General features: G+C 32.0%; 22 protein-coding genes and 1 tRNA gene. 14 read left to right on the top strand and 9 right to left on the bottom strand.

Annotated elements, in window-relative coordinates; translation table 4 throughout:
- Nucleotides 1–71 precede the first annotated feature (71 nt).
- Entirely contained in the window at nt 72–2,960 is a 2,889-nt protein-coding gene (locus tag NPA09_RS01895; protein WP_165036218.1) for a lysylphosphatidylglycerol synthase domain-containing protein, read from the top strand.
- 61 nt (nt 2,961–3,021) lie between these two features.
- Here the strand turns inward: NPA09_RS01895 and mgtE are convergent, their stop codons facing one another.
- Together mgtE and NPA09_RS01885 are read right to left on the bottom strand one after the other, a co-directional pair.
- Complete coding sequence (gene mgtE / locus NPA09_RS01890; protein ID WP_129721711.1) at nt 3,022–4,422, bottom strand: magnesium transporter; 1,401 nt, start codon at nt 4,420–4,422, stop codon at nt 3,022–3,024.
- A complete protein-coding gene (locus NPA09_RS01885) occupies nt 4,422–5,006 on the bottom strand; it encodes a diadenylate cyclase (RefSeq protein WP_129721713.1) in 585 nt (194 codons plus the stop codon). Before NPA09_RS01885 ends, mgtE begins: the two co-directional genes overlap by 1 nt.
- Nucleotides 5,007–5,128: 122 nt before the next feature.
- Here NPA09_RS01885 and NPA09_RS01880 point away from each other — a divergent pair, with 122 nt between their 5' ends.
- Nucleotides 5,129–6,313: a phosphoglycerate kinase gene (locus tag NPA09_RS01880; protein WP_129721715.1), complete on the top strand. Its 1,185-nt coding sequence runs from the start codon at nt 5,129–5,131 to the stop codon at nt 6,311–6,313.
- Nucleotides 6,314–6,477: 164 nt separating this feature from the next.
- Here NPA09_RS01880 and NPA09_RS01875 read toward each other — a convergent pair whose 3' ends face one another.
- Together NPA09_RS01875 and NPA09_RS01870 are read right to left on the bottom strand one after the other, a co-directional pair.
- Entirely contained in the window at nt 6,478–7,020 is a 543-nt protein-coding gene (locus tag NPA09_RS01875) for a hypothetical protein (RefSeq protein WP_256541860.1), read from the bottom strand.
- 70 nt (nt 7,021–7,090) lie between these two features.
- Entirely contained in the window at nt 7,091–7,321 is a 231-nt protein-coding gene (locus NPA09_RS01870) for a hypothetical protein (protein ID WP_129721719.1), read from the bottom strand.
- Between the two features lie 603 nt (nt 7,322–7,924).
- On the opposite strand from NPA09_RS01870, the gene NPA09_RS01865 reads away from it, so the two are divergent.
- Complete coding sequence (locus NPA09_RS01865; RefSeq protein WP_129721721.1) at nt 7,925–9,022, top strand: hypothetical protein; 1,098 nt, start codon at nt 7,925–7,927, stop codon at nt 9,020–9,022.
- Nucleotides 9,023–9,062: 40 nt separating this feature from the next.
- On the opposite strand, the gene NPA09_RS01860 is transcribed toward NPA09_RS01865, so the two are convergent.
- Nucleotides 9,063–9,153 (bottom strand) — tRNA-Ser (locus NPA09_RS01860).
- A 79-nt stretch (nt 9,154–9,232) separates the two neighbouring features.
- On the opposite strand from NPA09_RS01860, the gene NPA09_RS01855 reads away from it, so the two are divergent.
- The 11 genes from NPA09_RS01855 (at nt 9,233) to atpC (ending at nt 17,931) form a co-directional block, all read left to right on the top strand.
- Nucleotides 9,233–10,132 (top strand): ROK family protein, encoded by a 900-nt coding sequence (locus NPA09_RS01855; protein ID WP_256541859.1) that lies wholly within the window; start codon nt 9,233–9,235, stop codon nt 10,130–10,132.
- 124 nt (nt 10,133–10,256) lie between these two features.
- The gene (locus NPA09_RS01850; RefSeq protein WP_129721725.1) at nt 10,257–11,087 is read left to right on the top strand and encodes a hypothetical protein; all 831 of its coding nucleotides are present in this window, start codon (nt 10,257–10,259) and stop codon (nt 11,085–11,087) included.
- 66 nt (nt 11,088–11,153) lie between these two features.
- Nucleotides 11,154–11,552: a hypothetical protein gene (locus NPA09_RS01845; RefSeq protein WP_129721727.1), complete on the top strand. Its 399-nt coding sequence runs from the start codon at nt 11,154–11,156 to the stop codon at nt 11,550–11,552.
- Nucleotides 11,552–12,316: a F0F1 ATP synthase subunit A gene (locus NPA09_RS01840; protein WP_129721729.1), complete on the top strand. Its 765-nt coding sequence runs from the start codon at nt 11,552–11,554 to the stop codon at nt 12,314–12,316. Before NPA09_RS01845 ends, NPA09_RS01840 begins: the two co-directional genes overlap by 1 nt.
- Before the next feature lie 10 nt (nt 12,317–12,326).
- Nucleotides 12,327–12,614 carry a F0F1 ATP synthase subunit C gene (locus NPA09_RS01835; RefSeq protein WP_129721731.1) on the top strand — a complete coding sequence of 96 codons (288 nt, stop codon included), beginning with the start codon at nt 12,327–12,329 and terminating at the stop codon, nt 12,612–12,614.
- Nucleotides 12,614–13,147: a F0F1 ATP synthase subunit B gene (gene atpF, locus NPA09_RS01830; RefSeq protein ID WP_129721733.1), complete on the top strand. Its 534-nt coding sequence runs from the start codon at nt 12,614–12,616 to the stop codon at nt 13,145–13,147. The genes NPA09_RS01835 and atpF overlap by 1 nt, the downstream gene beginning before the upstream one ends.
- Nucleotides 13,147–13,704, top strand: coding sequence for an ATP synthase F1 subunit delta (atpH, locus tag NPA09_RS01825; protein WP_129721735.1), 558 nt, complete (start codon nt 13,147–13,149; stop codon nt 13,702–13,704). Before atpF ends, atpH begins: the two co-directional genes overlap by 1 nt.
- Nucleotides 13,694–15,283: a F0F1 ATP synthase subunit alpha gene (gene atpA / locus NPA09_RS01820; protein WP_129721737.1), complete on the top strand. Its 1,590-nt coding sequence runs from the start codon at nt 13,694–13,696 to the stop codon at nt 15,281–15,283. Before atpH ends, atpA begins: the two co-directional genes overlap by 11 nt.
- The gene (atpG, locus tag NPA09_RS01815; protein ID WP_129721743.1) at nt 15,276–16,118 is read left to right on the top strand and encodes an ATP synthase F1 subunit gamma; all 843 of its coding nucleotides are present in this window, start codon (nt 15,276–15,278) and stop codon (nt 16,116–16,118) included. The genes atpA and atpG overlap by 8 nt, the downstream gene beginning before the upstream one ends.
- A gap of 9 nt (nt 16,119–16,127) precedes the next feature.
- A complete protein-coding gene (gene atpD / locus NPA09_RS01810) occupies nt 16,128–17,531 on the top strand; it encodes a F0F1 ATP synthase subunit beta (RefSeq protein WP_129721745.1) in 1,404 nt (467 codons plus the stop codon).
- Nucleotides 17,521–17,931, top strand: coding sequence for an ATP synthase F1 subunit epsilon (gene atpC / locus NPA09_RS01805; protein ID WP_129721747.1), 411 nt, complete (start codon nt 17,521–17,523; stop codon nt 17,929–17,931). The genes atpD and atpC overlap by 11 nt, the downstream gene beginning before the upstream one ends.
- 33 nt (nt 17,932–17,964) lie before the next feature.
- Here atpC and NPA09_RS01800 read toward each other — a convergent pair whose 3' ends face one another.
- From NPA09_RS01800 to NPA09_RS01785, 4 genes are all read right to left on the bottom strand, one after another.
- Nucleotides 17,965–18,891 carry an ABC transporter permease gene (locus NPA09_RS01800; RefSeq protein WP_129721749.1) on the bottom strand — a complete coding sequence of 309 codons (927 nt, stop codon included), beginning with the start codon at nt 18,889–18,891 and terminating at the stop codon, nt 17,965–17,967.
- Nucleotides 18,891–20,771: an ABC transporter permease gene (locus NPA09_RS01795; protein WP_129721751.1), complete on the bottom strand. Its 1,881-nt coding sequence runs from the start codon at nt 20,769–20,771 to the stop codon at nt 18,891–18,893. Before NPA09_RS01795 ends, NPA09_RS01800 begins: the two co-directional genes overlap by 1 nt.
- Before the next feature lies 1 nt (nt 20,772).
- Nucleotides 20,773–22,677: an ABC transporter ATP-binding protein gene (locus tag NPA09_RS01790; protein ID WP_256541858.1), complete on the bottom strand. Its 1,905-nt coding sequence runs from the start codon at nt 22,675–22,677 to the stop codon at nt 20,773–20,775.
- 313 nt (nt 22,678–22,990) lie between these two features.
- The gene (locus tag NPA09_RS01785) at nt 22,991–24,337 is read right to left on the bottom strand and encodes a BMP family lipoprotein (protein ID WP_129721760.1); all 1,347 of its coding nucleotides are present in this window, start codon (nt 24,335–24,337) and stop codon (nt 22,991–22,993) included.
- Between the last annotated feature and the right edge of the window lie 76 nt (nt 24,338–24,413).

Here is a 24,413-nt window from a genome sequence, read left to right as displayed (position 1 = left end):
TAATATAATATATTTATCAATTATATATATAAATGGATACTATTAACGTATTTTGCTATAAAATAATATTTATGAGTTTGAACCCACTTTACCAAAAATGGAAAAATACCGATTCAGAAGACGAAAATTTTCTTGATTCTCTTTTACGTTTAAATAAAAATAAAAAGAATATCAATGAAACTTTCAGCAAGGGAATAAAGTTTATTAATAATAAAATCGTCGCTAAAATGGGGGCTGGTACCAACTTAATTAATGAGTACACTATTACCAACATTGCCCAAAGCTACATTACTGGAATCGAAAAATCTAACAATATTAAACTAGAAGATACAAATGGCATTCTAGTGTTTTTTGATAATGCAAGAAATGCTGAACTTTACAGCAATATTATTGCTCGGGTTTTTTCTGATAATAATATTAAAACCCACTTCATCAGTGACTCGAAATCGCTGCCACATACCCTTGCCAACTACACGGTTCATAAAAATAACTTATTTGGTGCGATTGTTTTAACTAAAAATGTCGATTCAAAAGATGTTATTGAGTTAGCTTTTTATAAAAAAGATGGTTACCATCTTAGTAAAAAAGAAATTATGGCAATTTCTTTTGCTATGAACCAAACAAATTACTTATCACTAAATCTTCCTAGCGAAATCATTTCATACCAAATGCATCATGTACGCAAAACATATTTGCAAGATGTAATAAGCTCGTATGCGGGCGAACAAATTAATAAAGATATTAAGGTTGCTCTTGCTTTTAATAACCGTGATACAAAAGATTTTTACAAGTTCATTTTTGAAAAATTAAATCTTAAAATCAACTTTAGTAACAATATTTTCTTCCGAGTTAAAACCGACTTTAACAACGCCAAGTCAATGAATAATGCGATGCTTAAAGCAAAAGTAACACGTAGTCATTTTGCGATGTTGATCGACCATAATGGTAGGGGTGTGAATATTGCTGTTCGCATCAAAAAACGTCTTCGTTACTTAACTCCAGGAGAGATTTCAACACTTTATCTTAAGTATCAAAGAATGCTTGAAAATCATAAATTTAATATTCTTAATCATTATACTAACGGTAGTCTTACCAAACGATTAGCTAAAAAGTATAACTATAATTATGAAGAATTCAGTGAATATCGTAACGCCTTTGAAACAAGCGACGCTGATTTTATTGCTGCTAACAAAAATAAATTTTATCTTCAAAAATTTTGTTACACGGAATATGATGGTTTATTATTTGTACTTGATTTTTTAAAAATGGTAACCTATTTCCAAAAACAAAACCTCAGCATTGACCAAATTTTAAGCGACTTAGAAACCGAGAATGGGTTTTACCACGATTCATACAAATCAGAACGTATTAGTCACGAAGCCGCACACCGCTTCTTTAATCGGATTAAAAACCTTACAGAAATTAAAAAAGTTAAAATCTTAAACATTGAAGATATTTCATTAGGAACTCTTGATACTAATAACAAAGTATTTAAAATTGTTATGGATAATAATATCAATTTGATTTTAACCTACTCAATTTTGAATAAACGGTTATCGACGCACCTTAATATTATTAGCACTAAGAACCAAACACTTAACCAAATGGTGTTGCTTGAGCGCGAAATATTAGAAGAACTTGAATCTTATAAAGAAACCAACGAAGTTAAAAAAATCACTTTTTCAAATGTTTTCAAATATACATTCTATGCCGCTTTATTAATTGGGGTCTTTGTATTCTTATTTAATATTGTTTGAAAAATGGAAAATTCAGGAACATCAATTTTAGAAAATATGCGAATTATGATTTTCCAAAGTCAAGGAACAAGATGAGCTTTCTTGTCATTTATAGGCCTAACTATCATTAACATCTTAACTTCCGGATTAGTTACTGTCCGGATTATGAATTATCAAGGTCATAAAATCAAACTTTATCACGCTGCTATTGCTTCATTTCTTGGTGTTGTTGTACAAAATATTACTCCTAAATCCGTTGGATCAGAAATCGCGTTTTACTGATACTTACGGCGTAAAGGTTACGACAAAAGCGCATTACTAGCCACCGTGTTTGCATCTGGAATAGTTTGACAGTTAAGTAATTTCTTAATGACAATTATTTTTGCCCCAATTGGTTTATCCTTGTATTGAGATCACTTTAGTACCAACAATGCAAATACTATTATTTTCATTATCTTTCTAATAGTTGGTCTTTTAGTTGATACTATTATTGCTGCCGTTGTTTTTATTGTAACGTTAAGCATTAAAATTCAAGTCTTTATTGTAAATCACATTATTGCCTTTTTCCAATGATTCTTATTTACTAATGTTTATGATCCGCGAACAAAAGCAGCGAAATATATTCATGATTTTGCCCAAATAAGAAATGGAATAAAAATCGTCTTTAATAAGTGATGAAAAATTCTTGAACTTGTAATTTATAAATGAGTTCCATGAATTCTAAGTGGATTAGCGATTTTTATTCTTTCATATAAAAACGCTGGTCAAACTATTCTTGATAGCAGCAAATTAAAAGGTGGGCCATACATGACAATCTTCTCTGCCTTAACTCTATCAAGAATTGCTAACTCGTTTTCAATTACGCCAGGTGGAAATGGTACATACGAGTATTTTGCCAAAACACTATTTTCAGATATCTTTATTGATACAACCACCGCAACACAAGGGCTTAGAAATACCAAAAATGATTGAGCTTCAATCACAACTGCTATCAACTCAATCGGTGGAACTTTTATCCCAACATTATTCTCTGCTCTCTTGTTCTGCAATATCGGAATAGGTGAAAAACTAATTGATATTAGAAATAAAAAAATAAAAAACGATCAACTTATAAACAATCAAAACACTATTTATGTACAAAAGAAATCAGTATTTTATCTCGTTTCATTAATTATTTGAATTGTTGCATTATCGGTTGGTTTAATTGTTTTTGTAGCATACTAAAATTAAATTAATTCAATAAAAAATAAATAAAAAGCGTTGAAAAACGCTTTTTATTGTATCTTTATGCAAAGGCAATAAATAACACTAACATTGTAATCCCGAAGAAAATTAAAGTTGCAATTGCATCACTTAGCGTTGATAACAATGGCGCCGATAAAACTGCGGGATCCTTTTTAAGTTTAATCGCTATTATAGGAATTAATGTCCCTAAGATTTTTGAAAAAACAACTACTAAAAATAGGGCTAGTGATGACGCGAAAGAGATTAATGAATATGTCTTAGGATCTTCAAGGAAAACTTTATTTGCCGCTAGAAAATAAAGAATAAGTCTTATAAAGTTAGCAATAAATAAAATTAAACCTGCAATAAGACTGACCTTTACTTCCTTTCAAACAATTCTGGAAAGTTGATTGGCTCGAATTTCGCCAAGCGCGAAAGCCCGGGTAATCGTTGTCGATGACTGACTACCAGCATTACCAGCACTACCGCTAATAACCGGAATCATTCCGACTAGAATCGCAGTTGAAACCCCTGCGCTAGCAATTTGGGCACCAATTTTATCCGTAAAAATTTGAATAACAATTTGTGATAATGTCGATCCAATCATCAAAATAACAAGTCAAAAAATACGAGATTTTACTATTTCTCACGTTGTCTTTTTAAAGTATGGTTTTTCAGCATCTTCGGCACTAATCCCGGCCATTTTATAAATATCTTCAATGGCCGCAACATTAATAACGTCGATAATATCATCTGAGGTAACCATCCCAACAAGAATGCCGGCAACATTAACAACAGGAAGCGCTGATAAGTCGTTTTCGGCAAAGATTTTTGAAGCAGCCTCAATATGATCCATTGTGCCAATTTTAGTAACGGGGAACATAAGATTTTCTAGCCTTTCTTGTTTGTCGCTAAAAACTATATCTTCTAATGTCACACTACCTAATAACTTTTTATCTTTATCAACAACATAAAAGTAATGAGACATTTCTGATTTATGTTCATCGTACTCAACTTTAATTTTTTGCAAAGCCTTTTCACATGTATAGTTTGATTTTAAAACCGCAATATCTACGGCCATAATTGAACCAACGCAATCATCTTTATAATTAAGTAATTGATTAATAACTTTACGTTTTTCCTTGGGGGTAATTCTTAATAATTTTTGAGCAATGCTAGCTGGCATTTCCTCTAAAATGTCAGCAATCTCATCACTTTTTAATTCTTCTATTAATTTACTGTTATCCGAGTCGGCAAACTGTTCAATTAGCTTTCATTGAAAATCCTTTTCAAAATACGAAAAAAGCTCAGCAGCGTCTTCGGTACTTAGCATTTTAAATAAAATTAAAATTGATTGGGCATCATAATCTTTTAATTCTTCGGCAATTGCAGGAATTGGTGTCTCTTTAAAATATGTACGAACGGATTTGATATCTAGATTAGCAATATATTCTTTGATCATTAGTTGTTAATCATTTCCACAAGTTTTTCTTGGAATTGCTTGATATCAACTTCAACACGTTCACTCCTACGCATAAGGGTAATTTTGCCGGTTTCTTCACTCACAACAATTGTCACAGCATCAGAAACTTCGCTAATTCCAATAGCCGCTCTGTGGCGTGCGCCATATTTATTATCAACCGATTTCTTAGTGATCTTATAGAACGTTGAGGCATAAACGATTTTATTATTACGAATAATAATCGCACCGTCATGAAGCGGTGATTTTTTATTAAAAATGCTAACAATTAAACTACTAGAAATATTAGCATCAATAATAACCCCATCAGTTCTTAAGTTATCAAGGTTGTCGTTATTTTCAATTGTGATAATTGCGCCCGTTTTTGTTTCACTAAGATGTTCAATTGATTCCCGAAGTTGGTTAATTAATCTTAGCTGCGAGGAACGACCCAAACTACCATAATTTGAAGAATTTTTTCGTTTGGAAATTAAGATAAGTTTGTTAATACCTAATACTAGTAATGATAGTAGGCAAACGCCTAATAAGATACTAACAAGGATTAAAATTATTTTTTCATCGCTCATTTTTCACCTCCTAAATATTGAAATATTTCCATTTTTAACACTGCTATTATATTACAAAGTAAAACGCAAAATAGTATAATAAAAATGTAATGTAATAAATTACATTCTAAACTAGGAGAAAAATGAAAAAATTTATTGATGATGTTCAATTAAAAGACAAAAAAGTTTTACTTAGAGTAGACTTTAACGTACCAATGAAGGATGGTAAAATCACTTCATTAAAAAGAATTAAAGCTGCTCTTCCAACAATTAAAAAAATTATTTCTGAAGGTGGAAAAGCAATTCTTTTCTCACACTTAGGAAGAATTAAAACTGAAGAAGATAAGGCTAAGAAAAATATTGCGCCTGTTGCTGAAGCGCTTGCTAGTGAACTTAAAAAACCTGTTAAGTTTGTTAACGCTACCCGTGGTGATGAATTAGAAAAAGCAATTGCAGGAATGAAATCAGGGGATGTATTATTATTCCAAAACACTCGTTATGAAGATCTTAACGAAAAAGCAGAAAGCAAAAACAACGCTGAACTTGGTAAATACTGAGCTTCGCTTGGTGATGTATTTATCAACGATGCATTTGGTACCGCCCACAGAGCGCACGCATCAAACGTTGGGATTGCTTCAAACATTAAAGTTTCTGCGCTTGGTTACTTAATGAACAAAGAAGTTGAAGCACTTTCAAAAATCGCAAACAAACCAGAACACCCATATGTAGCAATCATTGGTGGTGCAAAAGTTAGTGATAAAATTGGCATTCTTGAATCACTTGTAACTAAAGTAGACAAACTACTTATTGGTGGCGCTATGGCTTACACCTTCCTTAAAGCACAAGGTGTTAAAATTGGTACTTCATTACTTGAAGAAGATAAACTTGAATATGCAAAAAGCTTCTTAGATAAATACGCAAGCAAAGTTGTGTTACCAATTGACCACGCTGTTGCTAAAGAATTTGCTGATGTAAAAGCAGAAGTTTCTGGTAAAGATATTAAAGATGGATTTATGGGACTTGACCTAGGTCCTAAATCAATCGAATTATTCAAAAAAGCTCTCCACGGCGCTAAAAGCGTTTTCTGAAACGGACCAATGGGAGTAAGTGAATTTGAAAACTTCAAAAAGGGAACATTCGAAATCGCACAAGCAATTAGCGAACTTAAAGGCGTTTACTCTGTAGTTGGTGGTGGTGACTCAGTTGCTGCAATCGAAAAACTAAAATTCGAAGATAAGTTCTCGCACGTATCAACCGGTGGTGGTGCAAGTCTTGAATTACTTGAAGGTAAAGTATTACCTGGTGTTGAATCAATTCAAAACAAATAATTATTAAGATAAACTAACACCGAAAATACTATTAATCAAAATGCTGTACAATTATTTTTGGACATAGACATACAGATAATAAAAAATTACACGCAAATTTGCGTGTAATTTTATTTTTTCTGTTTGGAATAATGTAGACGTTACTGTTTAAATACTGAAAATATTTATTTCTTTTTATGTTTCTTATCTAGAATGTCTTTATATAAATTTTTGAAAACATTTCTAAACTTCTCTATCTTACCTAAATTCTCTTTATTTCTGTTCATTAAAATTTTATTAGCGAATGTGTCACGATGTTGTTTATTTCAAAATCATTTATCATTTAAAGCGAATTCCATTATTTCATTACTTGAATAAAGATTTTTGGCTTCAAGATGATTGTTATTTTTTGCTTTTGATACTTCTATAAAGCTAATATTTAAATTATTTTCTAAATTTTCATTAACTCTATTTACTACTTTTTGAATATCGTTTGCACTAAAGATATTTGATGACAAATATGTAACTTTGTCTTTGTTAAAAGCCTTAAAATCTTTATCACTTATTTTAAAAATAGTTGATGTATCAATAAATTTTCACTGATTTTCTATGCCACTTTTATTTATTGTTACTGAAATATTATTTTCATTTAATTCACATGCATCGAATCAAGAATAAAGTCTGTCACACATTGGCAAATAATATTTTTCATTGTTTACATCAAACAAAATTAATGCTTCTTCTTCTGTTTTTTCTTCGAAATCATTGAATACAAGCGATTTTTCTTTTAGCTTACCCTTAGATCAAGTACATAATCATTAAATTCTGATCTAATTTTTGTTTTAACCTCCTTAACCTCGTATAAAAATCCTCATCGGTATTTCTATTTTTCACTACATCAGCAATATATTTCTCATATTCTTGTCTTTTTCGTGGATCGGGATTAATTCTATTAAGTTCATCATTTAATAATTTTTCATCTGAATATAACATATATGATTTAATTTTTTTATCTTCATCTTCAAACACTAGACTAAGCGAAACTTTGGGTGATTTTAGAGATAAGTTGTTGTATAACCCACCATAAATTCTTGTTATATCTTCGTGTTTTAAATGTGTTGTGTTTGAGTAAATAACATTTTTCTATCAAAAACTTTGTTAAAATCTTTTACTTTTATTCTAAAAATTTACGTTAATTCTGCATAGTATTCCTTACTAGGCAAACCTTTTTCATACTTTGTGATTAATATTTCATCATTATTTTTTCTTTATAGTTACCTTCATCATCTTTAGCGCTTCTTGATTTTATATAGTTTATTGTTTTTTTTATTTAAAATCCAAAGATCATCACTATATATTAATAAAGGTTGATATTTTATTTCTTTCTCAAAATTATCAAAAACGATTTTTTTATTCGCTTCAAGCATTTTACTTTTAAGATCATCTATATTTAAAATTAGCATGTGTTTTGACATAATTCTGCATTCGTCTTGATATATCCATTCATTAAAGAAAAAAGCAAATTCAAATGACAAATATAATTATTTTCATGCTAAAAAATTAAATGCGAGGTTACATATATATTTATATTATTTTAATTCTTTTTTAGTTTTTTAAACTATGATTTTAATTATGAAAAGAAAACTAAAAATAACAAGTTTCGGTTTAGCGCTAGCATTGGTTCTTCCTACCAGTGCTATCGCTAGTTCGTGTAACAAAAATCAATTACCAAACGCCGAAAATAACAATGGTTCAGAAGAACTAATTACAGATTTACAAACATTAAAAACTGCAAGCGAACAAATTAGTGTTGATTACGCAAACAAAAACACGACTTTAGTTAAAGATGTTAAACTTGAGGATTTAAAAGTAGATAATAGCAAAATTGATGCATCAATTAAAGATCAAATTAAAATAACCAAAACACTATTAACCGAATTTTTCAACACTTTTGCTGGAGAAATTGTTGTTGAAATTACAACGGAATATAAAAATCAGAAAATATCAAAAACCTATAATATCTCGGGATTTGCTACTGAGAATTTTGATTTTATGGATTTTATAAATCGTATTAAAATCGATGTTGACAGCGAACTTAAAAAATACAGCGCGACCGACATTCTTGCCAAACATATTCAAATTATTGATCCAAAACAACAACAATTTTATGTTGATGTAAATATTGTTGAAAAAGATGGAATTACTTGTGATAAAAACGCCGGAAAAGTAAATGTTGAAATCACATTTACAAACCGCTTTAATAAGACACAAACCATTACCAAAACTTACGAAATCACAGGATTTAATATTTATAAAATTGTTTCAATAAAAGAACTTTCTGAAGCAAATCAAGTTTTTTCATTCAGTAATAAACAAGAAAACATCGATAAAATAAAAGAACTAATTTCTTCTGGTAAAAATAACATCCATATTTTGGAAGGTAAATTTTACAGCGACGCAAGTCTTGAAGAAGCACATGAAATAAAAGATGTTTTTTCAATTAATCAAGAATTAAATCCATTATGAATTAGCACAGTACAAAAAACACTTAAATTCAAAACCGACAACGTTGTTGGTTATATCGAAAGTGACCCAACCTCAACACCAATCGTTATCGCTAAAGAAAGTGTTGGTGGCAAATCTGTTTACTACTTAAAATGATACTTGGTAAAAAATGACAACACCCTCGATAAAACCAAAGAATATAAATTAAAATTATTTGAAGAATAGCGTGATGCGCTATTTTTTATTCAAAAAAGGCATAAAAAAATGGCGGGTTAGAAAGGATTTGAACCTTCGCGGGAGTTGCCTCCCCTACAGTCTTAGCAGGACCGCCTCTTCAGCCTCTTGAGTACTAACCCAGTAATCCTAATTATACAATAAAATTTTCTTTTGTAACTACGAACATAGTATAATTAAATCGTCGACTTAAGGAGAAAAATGACAAACAAAAACTTGAAATTTGCTGCCGTTGATATCGGAGGAACAAATGTGCGTTTTGCCACATTTGATAACAAAGAAAAAATTAAAGAAAAAGTAAAATTTGATGTTGATGCTAAAGATTACACAAAGACACTCGATAAAATCATTGAATTAATTAATAAACATGAAATTGATGCGATCGGAATGGATTTTCCTGGCCCTGCTGATTATAAAAAAGGTGTGGTTCTTAGTGCACCAAATCTAATCAGCTGAAACGGACACAATCTTAAAGATTATTTACTTAAAAACTGTAAACGTTTACAAAAAGTAGAGTGCGATAATGATGCCAACGTTATGGCCCTAGCAAACCATTACCATTTTCGCCGTAACGAAAATGATGTAACACAGTTTTTTACCCTTTCAACTGGACTTGGTGCCGGCTTAATTATCAATAATAAAATATTTTCTGGCGCTTATGGCATGGGGCAAGAAATCGCACGCGCCCCTTGAGGTAGTGTTTACGATGAAAAAACATACCACCTTTTACCTTACTCAGTAGAGTTATATGCTTCAGGTACTGGACTTTCACTTCGTAGTAAAACAAAAGGTAAAAATTGAAGCGCAAAAGATGTATTTATGAATTATGAAAAAGATTCAGTCGCTAAACAAGTAATTGATGAAGGAATTGATTCATTAGCGCGGACAATTTCTTCATGTATGGCGCTTCTTAACCCTAATTTATTTGTTTTTGGTGGATCAGTGGCGCGCTTTAATCACTGATTTGTTGAAAAGGCAATTGAGAAAGCACGCGTTATTACTGACCCTAACCATTTTACAGGTGTTGAATTTAAATTTGAAGAATTAGGTGATAATTCAGCCCTTTATGGTCTCTATTTATTAATAAAACATTCATTTTAAGGCATTTTTTTAGTATTTTTGTTTACATTCTTTTGTTATTTATAAAATAATGTATACTTGACTTGTTGACGAGAAAACATTTTTATATAAAAATGTCTATTCGCAGAAGAATAAGGAGGATAATATGGCAGTTGCAAAATCTGCAAAAAAAACTACAAAAACTACAAAAGCAAAAAGTGCTGCAAGTAGTCGTAAATCAACCTCAGAACGTTGATATGCGACACTAAGAGATGGTGGAAAAGATAAAGATTATTGAGTATTAAAACCTGCTAACAAGGAACCAATCGATGAATTCGAAAACATTGGTGATGCTGTTGAAGCATTTAAGAAACTAAACATTACTGGTACCCTTTGATTCCAAAAAGGTGGAAAATACATCAGAACAATTAAATCATTACGTTCAGAAGAAGGTTTCGAACAAGTTATTGTCGATTCAGACGATGATGAAGCAACTAGAAAAGAAATGGAACGTAAAATGAAAGAGGTTAAAAAAGCGCAAACTCAAGCTGCTAAAACAAATAAACCTAAAGTTGTTCTTGTTCGTGAAACCATACGCGAATACACTGAAGAAACAACAGCAGTAGATAAACAAGAAGAACCAGTTAAAGAAGAAGTAAAAGAAGAAGTTAAAGAAGAAATCAAAGTTTCAGAACCAGTTAAAGAAGAAGTAGTTGTTAAAGAAAAAGAAGACGACAACACTCCTGCGCTTGCTTGTGGCTGTGACACAGAAAACGCTTTAACACTTGAAGAAAGAGTAGCAATTCTTGAAAAAGAAAACCAAGAATTAGCAAATTCACTTCACTCATTAAGACTTTACAAAACTGAAGAAGGTTCAAACAAAGGTTTAAAAGTTCTTATTGCTATCTTCACAATTTTAACTATTTTAATGATTGCAATTTTAGTTGGTTTAGTCGTTGATCATTTTCACCCATTTTTAGATAGCTGATTTAAATAAAAAAACATTAAATGCCATTGGCATTTTTTGTATTTTTAAACAAAAAAGTATTATTATTAAGAAGCCATGAAAAATTTGCAAAAAATTTGACAATGATGATGCGGTTTCAACATAATACTTCTTGTTTTTTTTGTTGCATTGACCCCGATAAATCCTGGTTTGATTTATGGTTTTTTACTGGGAATAGGGGTAACATTTATTAGTCTAATTTCAATTCAAATTACGGCAAAATCGCTGGCAGAAGATAAAGGAAAATTTATTGGTCTTGTCTTGCTAAGATGATTCCTTCATCTATCGGTGATGGGTGGTGTAGTGGTGTTTGTTATTCTTTATAATCGCCAATTCGCTACCGACACCCTCGGCATGATGCAAGCTAAAATAAATCTTTTTACATTTATTGTTGCCAATGTCTTACAAATTGCTATTATTGTATTAGCAAATATTAGTTTAAAAAAGGAGGTGTAATGTCAAAAGACCTACTAGAATTAAAACTACGCGATGTTGATTACCCAATGATTGTCACTTTATGTTTTATTGTCATTGCTGCAATCGCAATCTCGTTAGTTGTCTTTTTTAAGGTAAGAAATATCAAACCACATGAAGCACCAAAAGGTGTCGCCCTAATCGCCGAGCAATACTTCGTGGTTGTATCCAACACATATGATGATGTCAGTCATAAAAAAATTCCTAAATTAGCACCATACATCTTTAGTCTAGCAACCTTTTTACTACTCGGAAATATAGTTGGTTTAATTGGATTAGAAGCTGTTTCAACTAGTTACACCATTCCATTATTCTTGGCATTTATTTCTTGGTTTGGAATTTATGTGATTGGACTCTTATTTCAAAAATGACGTTTCTTTAAACGTTACCTTAATCCCACACAAATCATTGGTGACTTTGCACCATTAATTACCTTGAGTTTTAGGATGTTCGGAAACATCATTGGTGGCTCAACTATCCTCCTACTCTTCTATTCATTTATTGGTTGAATAACTAGTTTAATTCCTGGTTTAAATTCAACACCATATTTACGGTATATCTTGGCCCCGGTTTTTACCTCTATTTTACATTTATATTTCGATTTATTTGGAGCAATCATTCAAACTTATGTCTTTGTGATGATCACTGCTATTTCATGAGCAACGGAAGCACAAAGTGTTGAAAAGAAAATTAAACAAAAGAAAGCAGTTGCTGTAAGCAAAAAAGCGGCAGCAGCCATTTATTAAGGAGAATATTATGATTACAGAATTAGTAACAAAATTAGCATTAGACCCATCAGTAACGAGTAACTCTTCAAACCTTAACGTAGGTTTAGTTGCGATTGGCGCTGGTTTAGCAACAATCGGAGTTTTCGGAACCGGAATTGGCCAAGGTGTTAGTGCCGGCCGTGCCGCTGAAGCGGTTGGACGTAACCCAGAAGCAGCTTCGAAAATCAGAGCTCTATTACTTATTGCACTAGCAATTAGTGAAAGTCCTGCTCTTTATGCATTTATTATTGCCATCTTGTTAGTAACCAAAATCTAATGACTACACCCGTTATTACTTATTTAAGTGAAGGTGATATTAATGTTAGTGAAACATTTAAAAAATTGTTTCCTAACATCCCTTTATTAATTGCAACAATTATCGCCTTTATTATTGTTTTTGGCTTTCTAACTTACTTTTTCTATAAACCTGTTAAAAAAATGTTGGAACGCCGAAACAAATTTATTCAAAAAAACATCGATGATTCAATTCGTAACAAAAAGTTAGCACTTGAGTCGTCGGATGAAGCACAAGAACGACTAATGAATGCGAAAATTACTGCGGCGGAAATAATTGATAAAGCAAAATTTGAAGCGGAAAAAGTTATTATCGAATACACCACTCGTGCCAACAAAGAAGCAGAATTAATTAAATCGCATGCAGAAATTGATATTAAAAACGAAAAAGAAAAATTTGAAAAAGAATCACGTCAGGCCATCATTGATGTCGCCTTTGAAATCGCTAATAAAATCGTAAAAAAAGAAATCAAACCCGAAAATGAGCAAAAACTAATTGAGGACTATTTTAAATAATGATTCGCGAAGTCAACTATTTAAGTTATTCATATGCGATTTACGAAATCGCTCTTGAAGATAATAAAGTATCAACTTTTAATAAAAATGCTCACGAATTTGCTGAAATGATGGAAAATAACGACGATATAGTTAACTATTTAAGTGCTGATGATACACTTTTATCATTCAAGCATAAAGACGATTTACTCAATAAAATTTTAAAAGGGATGAATCCTAACTTTATCAATGCAATTAAACTAATTGCCCAAGATAAAAAAGCGCGATTTTTACCTAGAATCATCAACAGTTTAATTAAAAAATTAAATGCTAAAGAAGATATTTTAGAAGGAATTATCTACACAACTAAAAAAATCTCGCAGCAACAAATCAAACGATTCGAAACTAAATTGGCAAAAGAAAAAAATAAAAAAATCATTTTAAGAAATAAGATTGATCCCAACATTATTTCAGGATTCAAAATTGTCTTTAATGATTTAGTCATTGAAAACAATATTGATGCACAACTAAAAGATTTAAAACAACAACTTTTATATGGAGGAAATTATGGCAATTAGCTCAAGTGATATTTCAGCAATTATTAAGGATAAAGTCCGTAATTTTAAATCTCGAATTGACTATAACGAAGTTGGTAAAATTATCACCATCGGTGATGGGATTGCCAACGTTAGTGGTATCAATAATGTTAAAAATGGTGAAATTATTATTTTAGGCGAAGACACTTACGGTCTTGCCCTTAACTTAGAAGAAGATGTTGTTGGGGTAGCGATTTTAGGTAATGACCAAAAACTAATTGTTGGCGATCCTGTAAAACGTACCTACAAAGTTGCATCAACTTTCGTTGGTGATGAAATGCTGGGTCGGGTAGTTAATGCGCTTGGAATTGCTATTGATGGTAAGGATAAACTAAAAACCAAAAAGAGTCGCGAAATTTTTGCTCCTGCACCAAGTGTTATGACCAGAAAAAGTGTTGATCAACCACTTGAAACCGGAATTTTAGCGATTGATAGTATGATTCCAATCGGTAAAGGGCAAAGAGAATTAATTATTGGTGATCGTGAAACCGGAAAAACAGCAATTGCCATCGATACCGTTATCAACCAAAAAGGTAAAAATGTAAACTGTATTTATGTAGCAATTGGCCAAAAAAACTCAACCGTTGCTCGAATTGTTAAAAAGCTTAAAAACACTGATGCTTTAGCCTACACAACAATTGTTGTAGCTGGCGCTAGTGAACTAGCACCTATGCAATATATCGCTCCTTATACAGGGACGGCAATTGCCGAAGAATGAATGTCAAAAGGTAAAGATGTTTTAATCATTTATGATGATTTAAGTAAACACGCTGTAGCTTACAGAACACTTTCATTATTACTTCGCCGTCCACCTGGTCGTGAAGCATATCCTGGTGACGTTTTCTATTTACACTCACAACTACTTGAACGTAGTGCGCGTGTTAATGAAAAAAATGGTAATGGTAGCATTACTGCACTACCAATTGTTGAAACACAACAAGGTGATATTTCCGCATATATTCCAACCAACGTAATTTCAATTACAGACGGACAAATTTTCACCCGTGAAAACTTATTCAACGCTGGTCAAAGACCTGCCGTTGATGTTGGTTTTAGTGTTTCGCGGATTGGAAGTAGTGCACAAACATCATTAATTAAAAAGATGTCAGGGAGCCTTAAGTTAGCGCTAGCGCAATACAATGAAATGCTTTCGTTCTCACACTTTGGTAGCGACCTTGATGCATCAACTAAAAATATCCTTGATACTGGATCAAAAATTTACAATATTTTAAAACAAAAACAATACTCACCAATCAATCAAACCGTACAAGCAATTTTACTTTTAGCAATTCGTGATAAAGTTATCAACCCAATTCCGCTTTCAGAAATTACTAACTTTAAACTAGCAATTATCGACCATTTTAGTAAAAATTCTAATGGTCTTAAAATTACAAAATCACTCGAACAAGCCGGGGCTTGAACCGAAGATAACAAGACAATTGTTTTAAAAGAATTACTAAAAATCAAAGATCAAATTATTGCTCAGGTGCCAAACTACGATCCTGTTCTCTACCAAAAATTGCCTGACCATTTACTAACACTAGAAAGACAAAATGGCTAATTTACAAAAAACAAGAGAACGAATTCGTACAGTTAATAACATTAAAATTATTACAAATGCAATGCAACACGTTGCAACATCAAAAATGTCAAAAATTTTAACTCATTATAAACGTCACGAAAAATATCATAGTTTGTTTATGCATATGTTTGATGATATTCGTGCTCGTTTGAGCGAAAAAGAAATCGCAAACTTATTTAAAGATAATAACGCTGATGCCAAACTCTATATTATTGTAACAAGTGATATGGGATTAAACGGAAGTTATAACTCAAATATCTTTAAACTAGCAAAAAAGACAATTAAACCAAATGATTTATTATATGTGTTTGGCAGTAAGGGATGTAGTTACTTTAGTGATGATCAATTTAAAAATAAAATTGTTCATAAAGAAATCGACACCGGCGATTTAATTGATTTTAGCCTTGCCAATAAAGCCGCAAGAATTGCGACATATTTGTATAAAAACAATAAGATTAACGAAATTCACATCATTTACACCCAATTTGTTAACAACATTGTTTACAACGAAAATGTTATAAAGATTTTCCCATTTGAAAAAATCAAGAGTGAACAAACTGGTCCACAACAACTAATTGATTTCGAACCAAACGAACAAGAAGTTTTAGCCTACGCCATTCCAATGTATTTAGCAAGTCAAATATATGAAAAGCTAATTACTAGCAAATTATCGGAAACATCATCAAGACGTTTTGCAATGGAAAATGCTACTAAAAATGCCAACGAATTAATCGATAATTTAAAACTTGAGTACAACCGGGTAAGACAAGCAAAAATCACCCAAGAAATCGCTGAAATTATCAGCGGTACATAAGGAGGAAATATGAGCAAAAAAAATATTGGAAAAATTGTCCAAGTTATTGGACCTGTTGTTGATGTTCGTTTTGATGACGGTAGATTACCACAACTCCTTAATGCGCTTGAATTCACCTATGAAAACAATAAGGTAGTACTTGAAGTAGCACAACACATTGGCGATGATGTTGTCAGATGTATCTCAATGGTTTCAACTAATGGTTTAGTTCGTGGAATTGAAGTTGAAGATACCGGAAGACCAATTAGTGTTCCAGTTGGTAAAGAAGTATTAGGAAGAATGTTTAACGTCCTTGGTGAACCAATTGATGAATTAGGTAGTGTCAAGGCGAAAAAAACCGCATCAATTCACCGCCAATCACCTAGCTATGAAAATCAAAACGCCACCGCAAGTATTCTTGAAACCGGAATTAAGGTTATTGACTTATTAATTCCTTACGCTCGTGGCGGAAAAATTGGCCTTTTTGGTGGCGCCGGAGTAGGTAAAACTGTTCTTGTACAAGAATTGATTGATAATATTGCTTCAGAACACGGTGGAATTAGTGTTTTTGCCGGAGTTGGAGAACGTACCCGCGAAGGTAATGACCTTTATTTCGAAATGAAAGCAGCAGGCGTACTAAACAAAACTGCTTTGGTCTTTGGTCAAATGAATGAGCCACCTGGCGCCAGAATGCGGGTAGCATTAACCGGATTAACAATGGCCGAATACTTCCGTGATGAAGCGAAACAGGATGTTTTATTATTTATTGATAACATTTTCCGTTTCACCCAAGCAGGAAGTGAAGTTAGCGCCTTGTTAGGCCGTATGCCTAGTGCTGTTGGTTATCAACCAACACTCGCAACGGAAATGGGACAATTGCAAGAAAGAATTACATCAACTAAAGATGGTGCAATCACTTCAATTCAAGCAATTTATGTGCCTGCCGATGACTTAACAGATCCAGCGCCAGCAACAACCTTTACACATCTTGATGCCAAAACTGTTTTAGACCGTAACATTGCCGCTTTAGGAATTTATCCAGCCGTTGATCCACTTGGTTCAAGTTCACGGCTTCTTGACCCTTTAATTGTTGGCCAATCACACTACAACATAGCACAAAGTGTTTTACAAATTTTACAAAGATTTAAAGAATTACAAGATATTATCGCCATCCTTGGGATGGGTGAATTATCTGATGATGATAAGAAAACCGTTGCTCGCGCAAGAAGAATTCGTAACTTCTTATCACAACCATTCCATGTTAGTGAAAAATTTACTGGAATTAAAGGGGTCTTTGTTCCTTTAAAAGATACCTTAAATAGTTTTAAAGAAATTATTGATGGTAAGTATGACGATTTACCGGAAGAGGCATTTATGTATGCTGGTGACATTGGTGATGTAATTGAAAGAGCAAAGAAATTAAATGGCAAATAAAGTTAAATTAGAAGTCATTACCCCCGGTGGTGTTGTTATTGATAAAGAAGTTTATCTTGTCACTGTACGAACAACTAATGGTAATATCGGATTAATGAGAGGTAAAAGTCCATTCATGGGTAATGTTGTTATCTCAATGATGGAAGTTTACGAAGAAAAAGACGCCAAACCAGTACTATACGCGATTTCTGAAGGTATTGTCTTAGCAACTGCTGATTTAATAAACATTATTACCGATTCGTGCGAAAGCACCGACCAAATTGATATTAATCGTGCAATTCGTAATAAAGAATATGCACTTCGTAAAATCAAAGAACATAAATCGAAAGAAAAAATTCTTGAATACGAACAAAAACTTAAAAAAGAAATTAACAGAATTAATTTGTTTGATCGACGTTAAAAAACAACACCGCTTTGGTGTTGTTTTTGTATTTTATCTGCCCTGCGTTTCGAACGGGATGCCAAGCGCTTTTGGCGATTTCGAATTCCGTTGCGTGAAGGTAAGAATAAAGATTGTAATAATATATGGTGTTGCCATAAATAAATCAGCTGGCACTTTACCACCAAGTGGTGAAATAATATTATTTTCTGCAAAAGTATATAAGTAACCAAAAAGAACTGATGCAAGAATAATATATGTAGGTCTTCATTGACCAAAAATTACCATCGCAACCGCTAAGAAACCAACTCCTTTGGTATTACCATCGAATTGACTACTTGTGGTTTGGAAGAAAATTGCTCCTGCAACTCCAGTTAAGAATGAACTAATTAAAATTGCAATATATCTAATTAAAACAACATTCATTCCCAAACTTGCTGCGGCTTGTGGGTTTTCACCAACAGTTTTAATTTTAATTCCTAATTTTGTTTTATTAAGCACTAGAATTAGAAGAGCAATGATAATCACACCCATAATTACACCAGCATTAAAAATCTTTTTAAAGTCTTTTGTGTGGGCTCCTGGGTGTCAAATATCATCGTAGAAACTAATAAATTGTGTTGATTCATTAAAACCTGGATTAATTCTTGTTGTAATTAAGAATAACGCTACTGCCAAAGCAAACGTATTTAGCGCAATACCCGCAATCGTTTGATTTGCTTTAAGCGTGACGGTTAATAATCCATATATATATCCAAATAGTAATGGTATCAACCCAGAACAAAGTAAAATTCAAATTTGATGCGCTTCATGCATTGATTTAAAATGGTTGGCAATAAGTGCGTAATTTAATCCACCTAAAATCATAAAGGCTTCAATCGAAAGGTTAATTGTTCCAGAACGTTCAATAATGCTACCACTAATTGCGGCAAGAGCAAGCACAACTATAAATGAGACGGCAGTAATTGTAATAATTTCCATTATTTACCCCCTTGTGATTGCTGTGTTTTTAGTTCTGATCTTTCTTTTCAAATCGCAAGTTGTTTTTCAACAATTATCGAATTATGTTTTTTCAATATTTCCTTGCGTTTTTCAGTTTTTTCTGTTGAAATTTCTTTAATTTTGTCTTTTAATAATTGTTGGTCTTGAATATCTTTTTTTGCTTCTTCAATTAACTTGTCAAAATGCTCGTTATTAGCAGTAAGTGCTTGTTGTTTGTTATTTTTTAACTCAACAACTTCTTGATTTTTAAGAGTGTATATCTGTGCATAAATCCGTTGTCAAAATCCATCAACAATTTCACGACACATATCATTCTTATAAAGTTTGTATTTGTTTTTTGCGGCACTAATATCTGATTTAAATTTAATTTTTTCAGTTTTTAAGAAGTTAATATTTTGGTTTTCAGAATTCATTGTGAAATCATGCAACAATCTACGTAAACTTACTGAGTGATCAACTAATGAAATTTCGTTTGCTTTTAATTTTGCGTTAAGTGATTTTAATTGTTGATTATATTCATTTTGTAAGTATTTAGCAATAAATTTGTGATATCCAAGTTTTTGTGCTAATTCATAGTTTTCAACACTTAATGCTTTAGGGTTTGATGATTGTTTTAAGAAGTCATTAACGATATTTTTTTGATCAACAAGGTAATTCTTTTTAAGTGTGTTGAATTCCCGAGTTCGTTTTCTTATACTTTCTTTAATCGCGGCTTTCGTATTCTTAATATCAGAATTGCTTCACTCAATTATTTTATTACGTAACGCAATGTAAGGGTGAATACTTGCGAACACTGCTGAAAGCGAGGCGAAAAGAATAATAATACCAATAACTAATCCAAAGGTTTCACGCCCCATATTAGATGCACCGTATGCGTATCCAGTTCCTTCATGTAGAATTCCATAGAAGATTCCTGCGGGAATTGCCCCAATCGGTGATGAAAACGAAAGTAGTGTAACAGTAATTGCTTCAAATCCGACAGTATCTAATGTTCCCATGAAGTCAGGAATTGCTCCTTTAATTACTGTGTAGTATAAATAACCACCGGCACCAGCAAGCGCTCCTGAGAATAACATTGAATAAATAGTTGTTAGACGATTATTTATCCCCGAATATTTAGCAGCGCTTGTGTTTAAACCATTCATTCTCATACTAAAACCAAGTTTTGTGTATTTAAAAATGAATGCAAGAATAATCATAAATGCAATCGCCACTATAAAGACTGTCGCCACTTCAAATCCTGAAGTTATATCAAGTTGATATGCTTCAGAAATTTTCTTTGATCCGTTTCCTAAATCACGACGGAAGATTTTTTGGTCGGTTAGTTGACGCATTACAAAATAAACTATTCAGTTTAACATAATTGTAGTAATAACTTCGTGAACATTACCAAACGCCTTAAGAAAACCAGCGATTCCGGCAAGTAATGCCCCTACAATCATTGAAAAAACAAATAAAATTAAAACTCATAAAATACGTGGTATTTGTGGTGCAGGAGCGGTAAGTGCAATTAAAACTGACAAACCACCCGAAAGCATCATTTGACCACTTGCACCAATATTAAATAGTCCTGTTTTAAAACTAATACCAATACCACCACCAACTAAAATAAAAATTGAAATACTTATAATTGTAGTTGTAATCAAATTAGAATCTAGTGGTATTTTAAATAGACCTCTAAACGCACTAGGAATCGATGCATCACAGCCAAAAACATCAATAAGCATTGGCAATATAGAAACAAGCATCCCTAGAAGAATTGCGAAAATTGATCCCTTGATCTTACTTAATGCGCCACTAAGTGAATCACCACGTAAGAACTTTAATACTTTAATACCAACATTGTTAACTTTGTTCATCCTAATCCACCTTTCTAGCCATTAATTCGCCAAGTTTATTTCTTGAAATTTGTGCATGTTCTAGCACACCTTGATTGCTACCACCATTAAGAACAACAACACGATCAGCAAGTGTGATAATTTCATCAATTTCATAACTGATTAATAAGATAGCTTTTTTTTGCGCTTTCGCTTCTAAAATATATTTATGAATAAGGTTAATTGCACCAACATCCAATCCTCTTGTTGGTTGTGAAATAATAATTAATTCACTTGGTTTTGAAAGTTCACGACCAACAATAAATTTTTGTTGGTTACCACCACTTAAGCCACGAGCCATTGAATTAACTCCGCTTGAGCTACGAACGTCAAAATTATCAACAATTTTTTGTGAGAATTTTTTGATTTCAGAATATTGAACTATCTTATATTTTGAAAATGGGTGATTAGCAATAATTTGTGAAACAGCATTTTCGCTTAAATTAAGATCAAGCACTAACCCGTGCAGATGACGATCTTCAGGAATATGCGCAACACCTGCTAAATATTTTGAGTTAATATTCATTTTATCTAAACGAATTCAGAATTTGTTTTCATCAATATCTTCTGCTTTATGTTTTAAGCAAGTTCTTTCATATGTTTTAGCATTTTCAGCTGAAACGTAACGATTCGAATTTTTAATTGCTTTATTAAACTTTGCGTATGCCATAACCAAGAATTGAAGATGTTTTCGTGCACTAGCAGTATCTTGTACATATTCACGGTCAATTGTTTCAAGACAATGATAAAATTCTTGTTTGTAATTTTCTACTTTATCAAATTCAAACTCAATTTTTTCATGAGATTTTAAATTAGTAAGTTCTTTGAACTCGGCTAATCTAATATCGTAATTTGGGTTGTTCTTGATATATTTTTTCATTTTAGCAATGAATTCTCAGAAACGCATATGAACGTTGTTGCGTTTATCAACTTGGAATTTTATGCTTCCGCCTTTAATTCCTGATAAACCTGAGATTGCATTAATTAACTCACTTTGACCATTACCTTCAACACCGGCAATCCCAACAATTTCTCCCGCTTTAATATCAAGTGAAAAATCCTTTAATCCAAGAACGTTTTTATATCCTTTTTTATTAACGTTAAGATTTTCGATTTTGAAAATAATATCGTTGTTGTTTACTTCGTTTTCTTTAACGATTTCTTTAATATCTTCACCAACCATAAGAGTTGATAATTCTTTGTGAGTAATTGACTTAATATCAACATCAGACACAAATTTGCCTAAACGAATAACAGTTCCTGTATCAGCAACTTTCTTCAACTCATCAAGTTTATGAGTAATCAAGATTATCGTTTTTCCTTTTGCTTTTAAATCTAATAATGCTTCAAGGAATTTATCAATTTGTTCGGGACTAAGCACCGCTGTTGGCTCGTCAAAAATTAAAATTTCTGAGTCACGATATAACATTTTAAGAATTTCTGTTCTTTGTTGTTCGGCCACTGAACAGTTATAGATTTTTTTGTTTAAATCAATCTTAAAGTTATATTTTTCCATTAATTCTTTAAGTTTTTTCTTTGCTTTTGAATAGTCTAAAAAGATATTACCAAATGCATCTTCGTTATTTAAAACAATATTTTCAAGCACTGTAAAGTCTTCAACTAACTTGAAGTGTTGATGCACCATACCAATACCTAAAAGGTTTGCCTTAAGTGGTGAATTGATATTAACAATATGGTTGTTAATTAAAATTTTTCCACTTGTAGGTTGATACAAACCAAATAAAATTGACATTAATGTCGATTTACCAGCACCGTTTTCGCCAATTAGAGCGTGAATGGTGTTTTCTTTAACACGTAATGTAATGTCATCGTTTGCTTTAAATGAACCAAATGCTTTAGTAATATTTTTCATTTCTACAGCATACATATAGCTCCTTTATTTACTTTATTACATTATTTATTTCTGTATCAGAATAAACTAATGTTAGTAAAATTATATAATATTTAACATATTAGATTAAAAAAACAGCACTTCTGAAAACGTTTGTTTCTTATTTTTCCACATTTCTTAAAAGTTATTTTAATTTAACATTTATTAATCACTGTTGTTAACATATTTGCCGCTTTATAATGCAAAAAACTAGCACTTTCTATTGAAAATCATTGAAAATAAAAAAGTATTTCCTGTTCAAAACAAATAATAAAAACAACACATAGAAATGTGTTGCTTTTTTTAAAAATTATCAACCAGCTTTAGCGTTTAAATCATCGATTTTTGCTTGTCAATCATCTTTGGTTGCATCAGTTCAAGCACCGGCTGGATTGTCTTTATCAAGAGCTTTAGCTCTGATAGTTGCATCATTTTTTATTTGTTCGTAAAGTTTTTGTGCTTCTTCGTATTTACCACCAGCAAGTTTTTTACTTGGGGTTGAGAAAGAAACTAAACCGTTTTCTAATGTACCTACTGTTGTTTCACCTAAACCTTTAATTGATTCTTCAATTGTTACACTTTCAAGCGCTTTGGTTAATTTGAAATCAGGGTTGTCTTTGTTTGCTTCTTTTAGTAATTTTGTGTAAACCTTAATAATAGCGTCTTTAAGATTTTTTTCAACTGATGTTAAGAAGTATTGAGATTTGTCGCCAAATGCTAATTTTTGGTCAGTATCAACACCAATTACTTTAACTCTACCTTTAACTTCATCACTTGATTTAGCAATTTCGTCAAGAAGGTTTTTGGTTTGAGAACCAGCAACAGGCATAATGATATCAGCGCCCGCACCAATAAGCGCTTTAGCGATACCTTCACCTTTACCTTTTGGTTCAAAACCTGAATTAAATTGTTCGGTTCTGTTGCTTGATAAAGCGAATTTAACTGCTTTAGCACTTGGTGTGGTTTTCTTGAATTCTGGTAATAAAGTTTCGTTGTAGTATTTTACACCATTAATAAAACCGGTAATAAAGTCAGTAACGCCAGGGAAGTTACCTCCACCTCATGCTGAAACCATAGGAGTATCGTCTTTCATAATTTCTACTAAATATTTAGCAGCATATACACCAACGAAAAATGCTGATTCATTAGTGTTGAAAGTAATACCAGCAACATTCTTTTCATGTTGTGCATCTCATACTGCTACAGGAGGTTTAGCTGAGAAATCCATAGGGTTGTGAACACCATCAACTAAAATGAATTTTAAGTTAGTATCTTTGTGGTTTTTAAAGAATTTACCCATTGCAGTAATGTGGTTGAAACCAGGAGCAATAACAAATTCAACATTTTCTTTGTTATCTGCAGTTATATAACCTTTAGCAATATCTTCTGCATCAACTTTAAGAGGTGAATTAATATTGTTTAAAGTGTTTAATCCTGTACCTGTAAGAATGTATTCTAGGGCATTTTTACCTTGTTCGTTAAATGATTTATCTGATACAGATCCACCATCAGTTACAAGGTATACATTATCAACAATTTTTTGTGCTTGTAACTCTTCTTCAGTATATTTAGGTCCACCACATGATGTTGCAGTTACAGCAACAACACCTGAAACGGTAGCCAATGAACCTAACATTATTTTTTTAAACTTAGTCATTTCTTTCCTTTCAATCGTCTAAAATAGTGCCTTTTTCAGCACTAAATCAATTATATACCAATTCATTTTTTCATAT

This window comes from Mycoplasmopsis equigenitalium, from assembly GCF_024498255.1.
Classification (GTDB): Bacteria; Bacillota_I; Bacilli_A; order Mycoplasmatales; family Metamycoplasmataceae; genus Mycoplasma_H; species Mycoplasma_H equigenitalium.
This window is presented reverse-complemented; position numbering and strand designations above follow the sequence as displayed.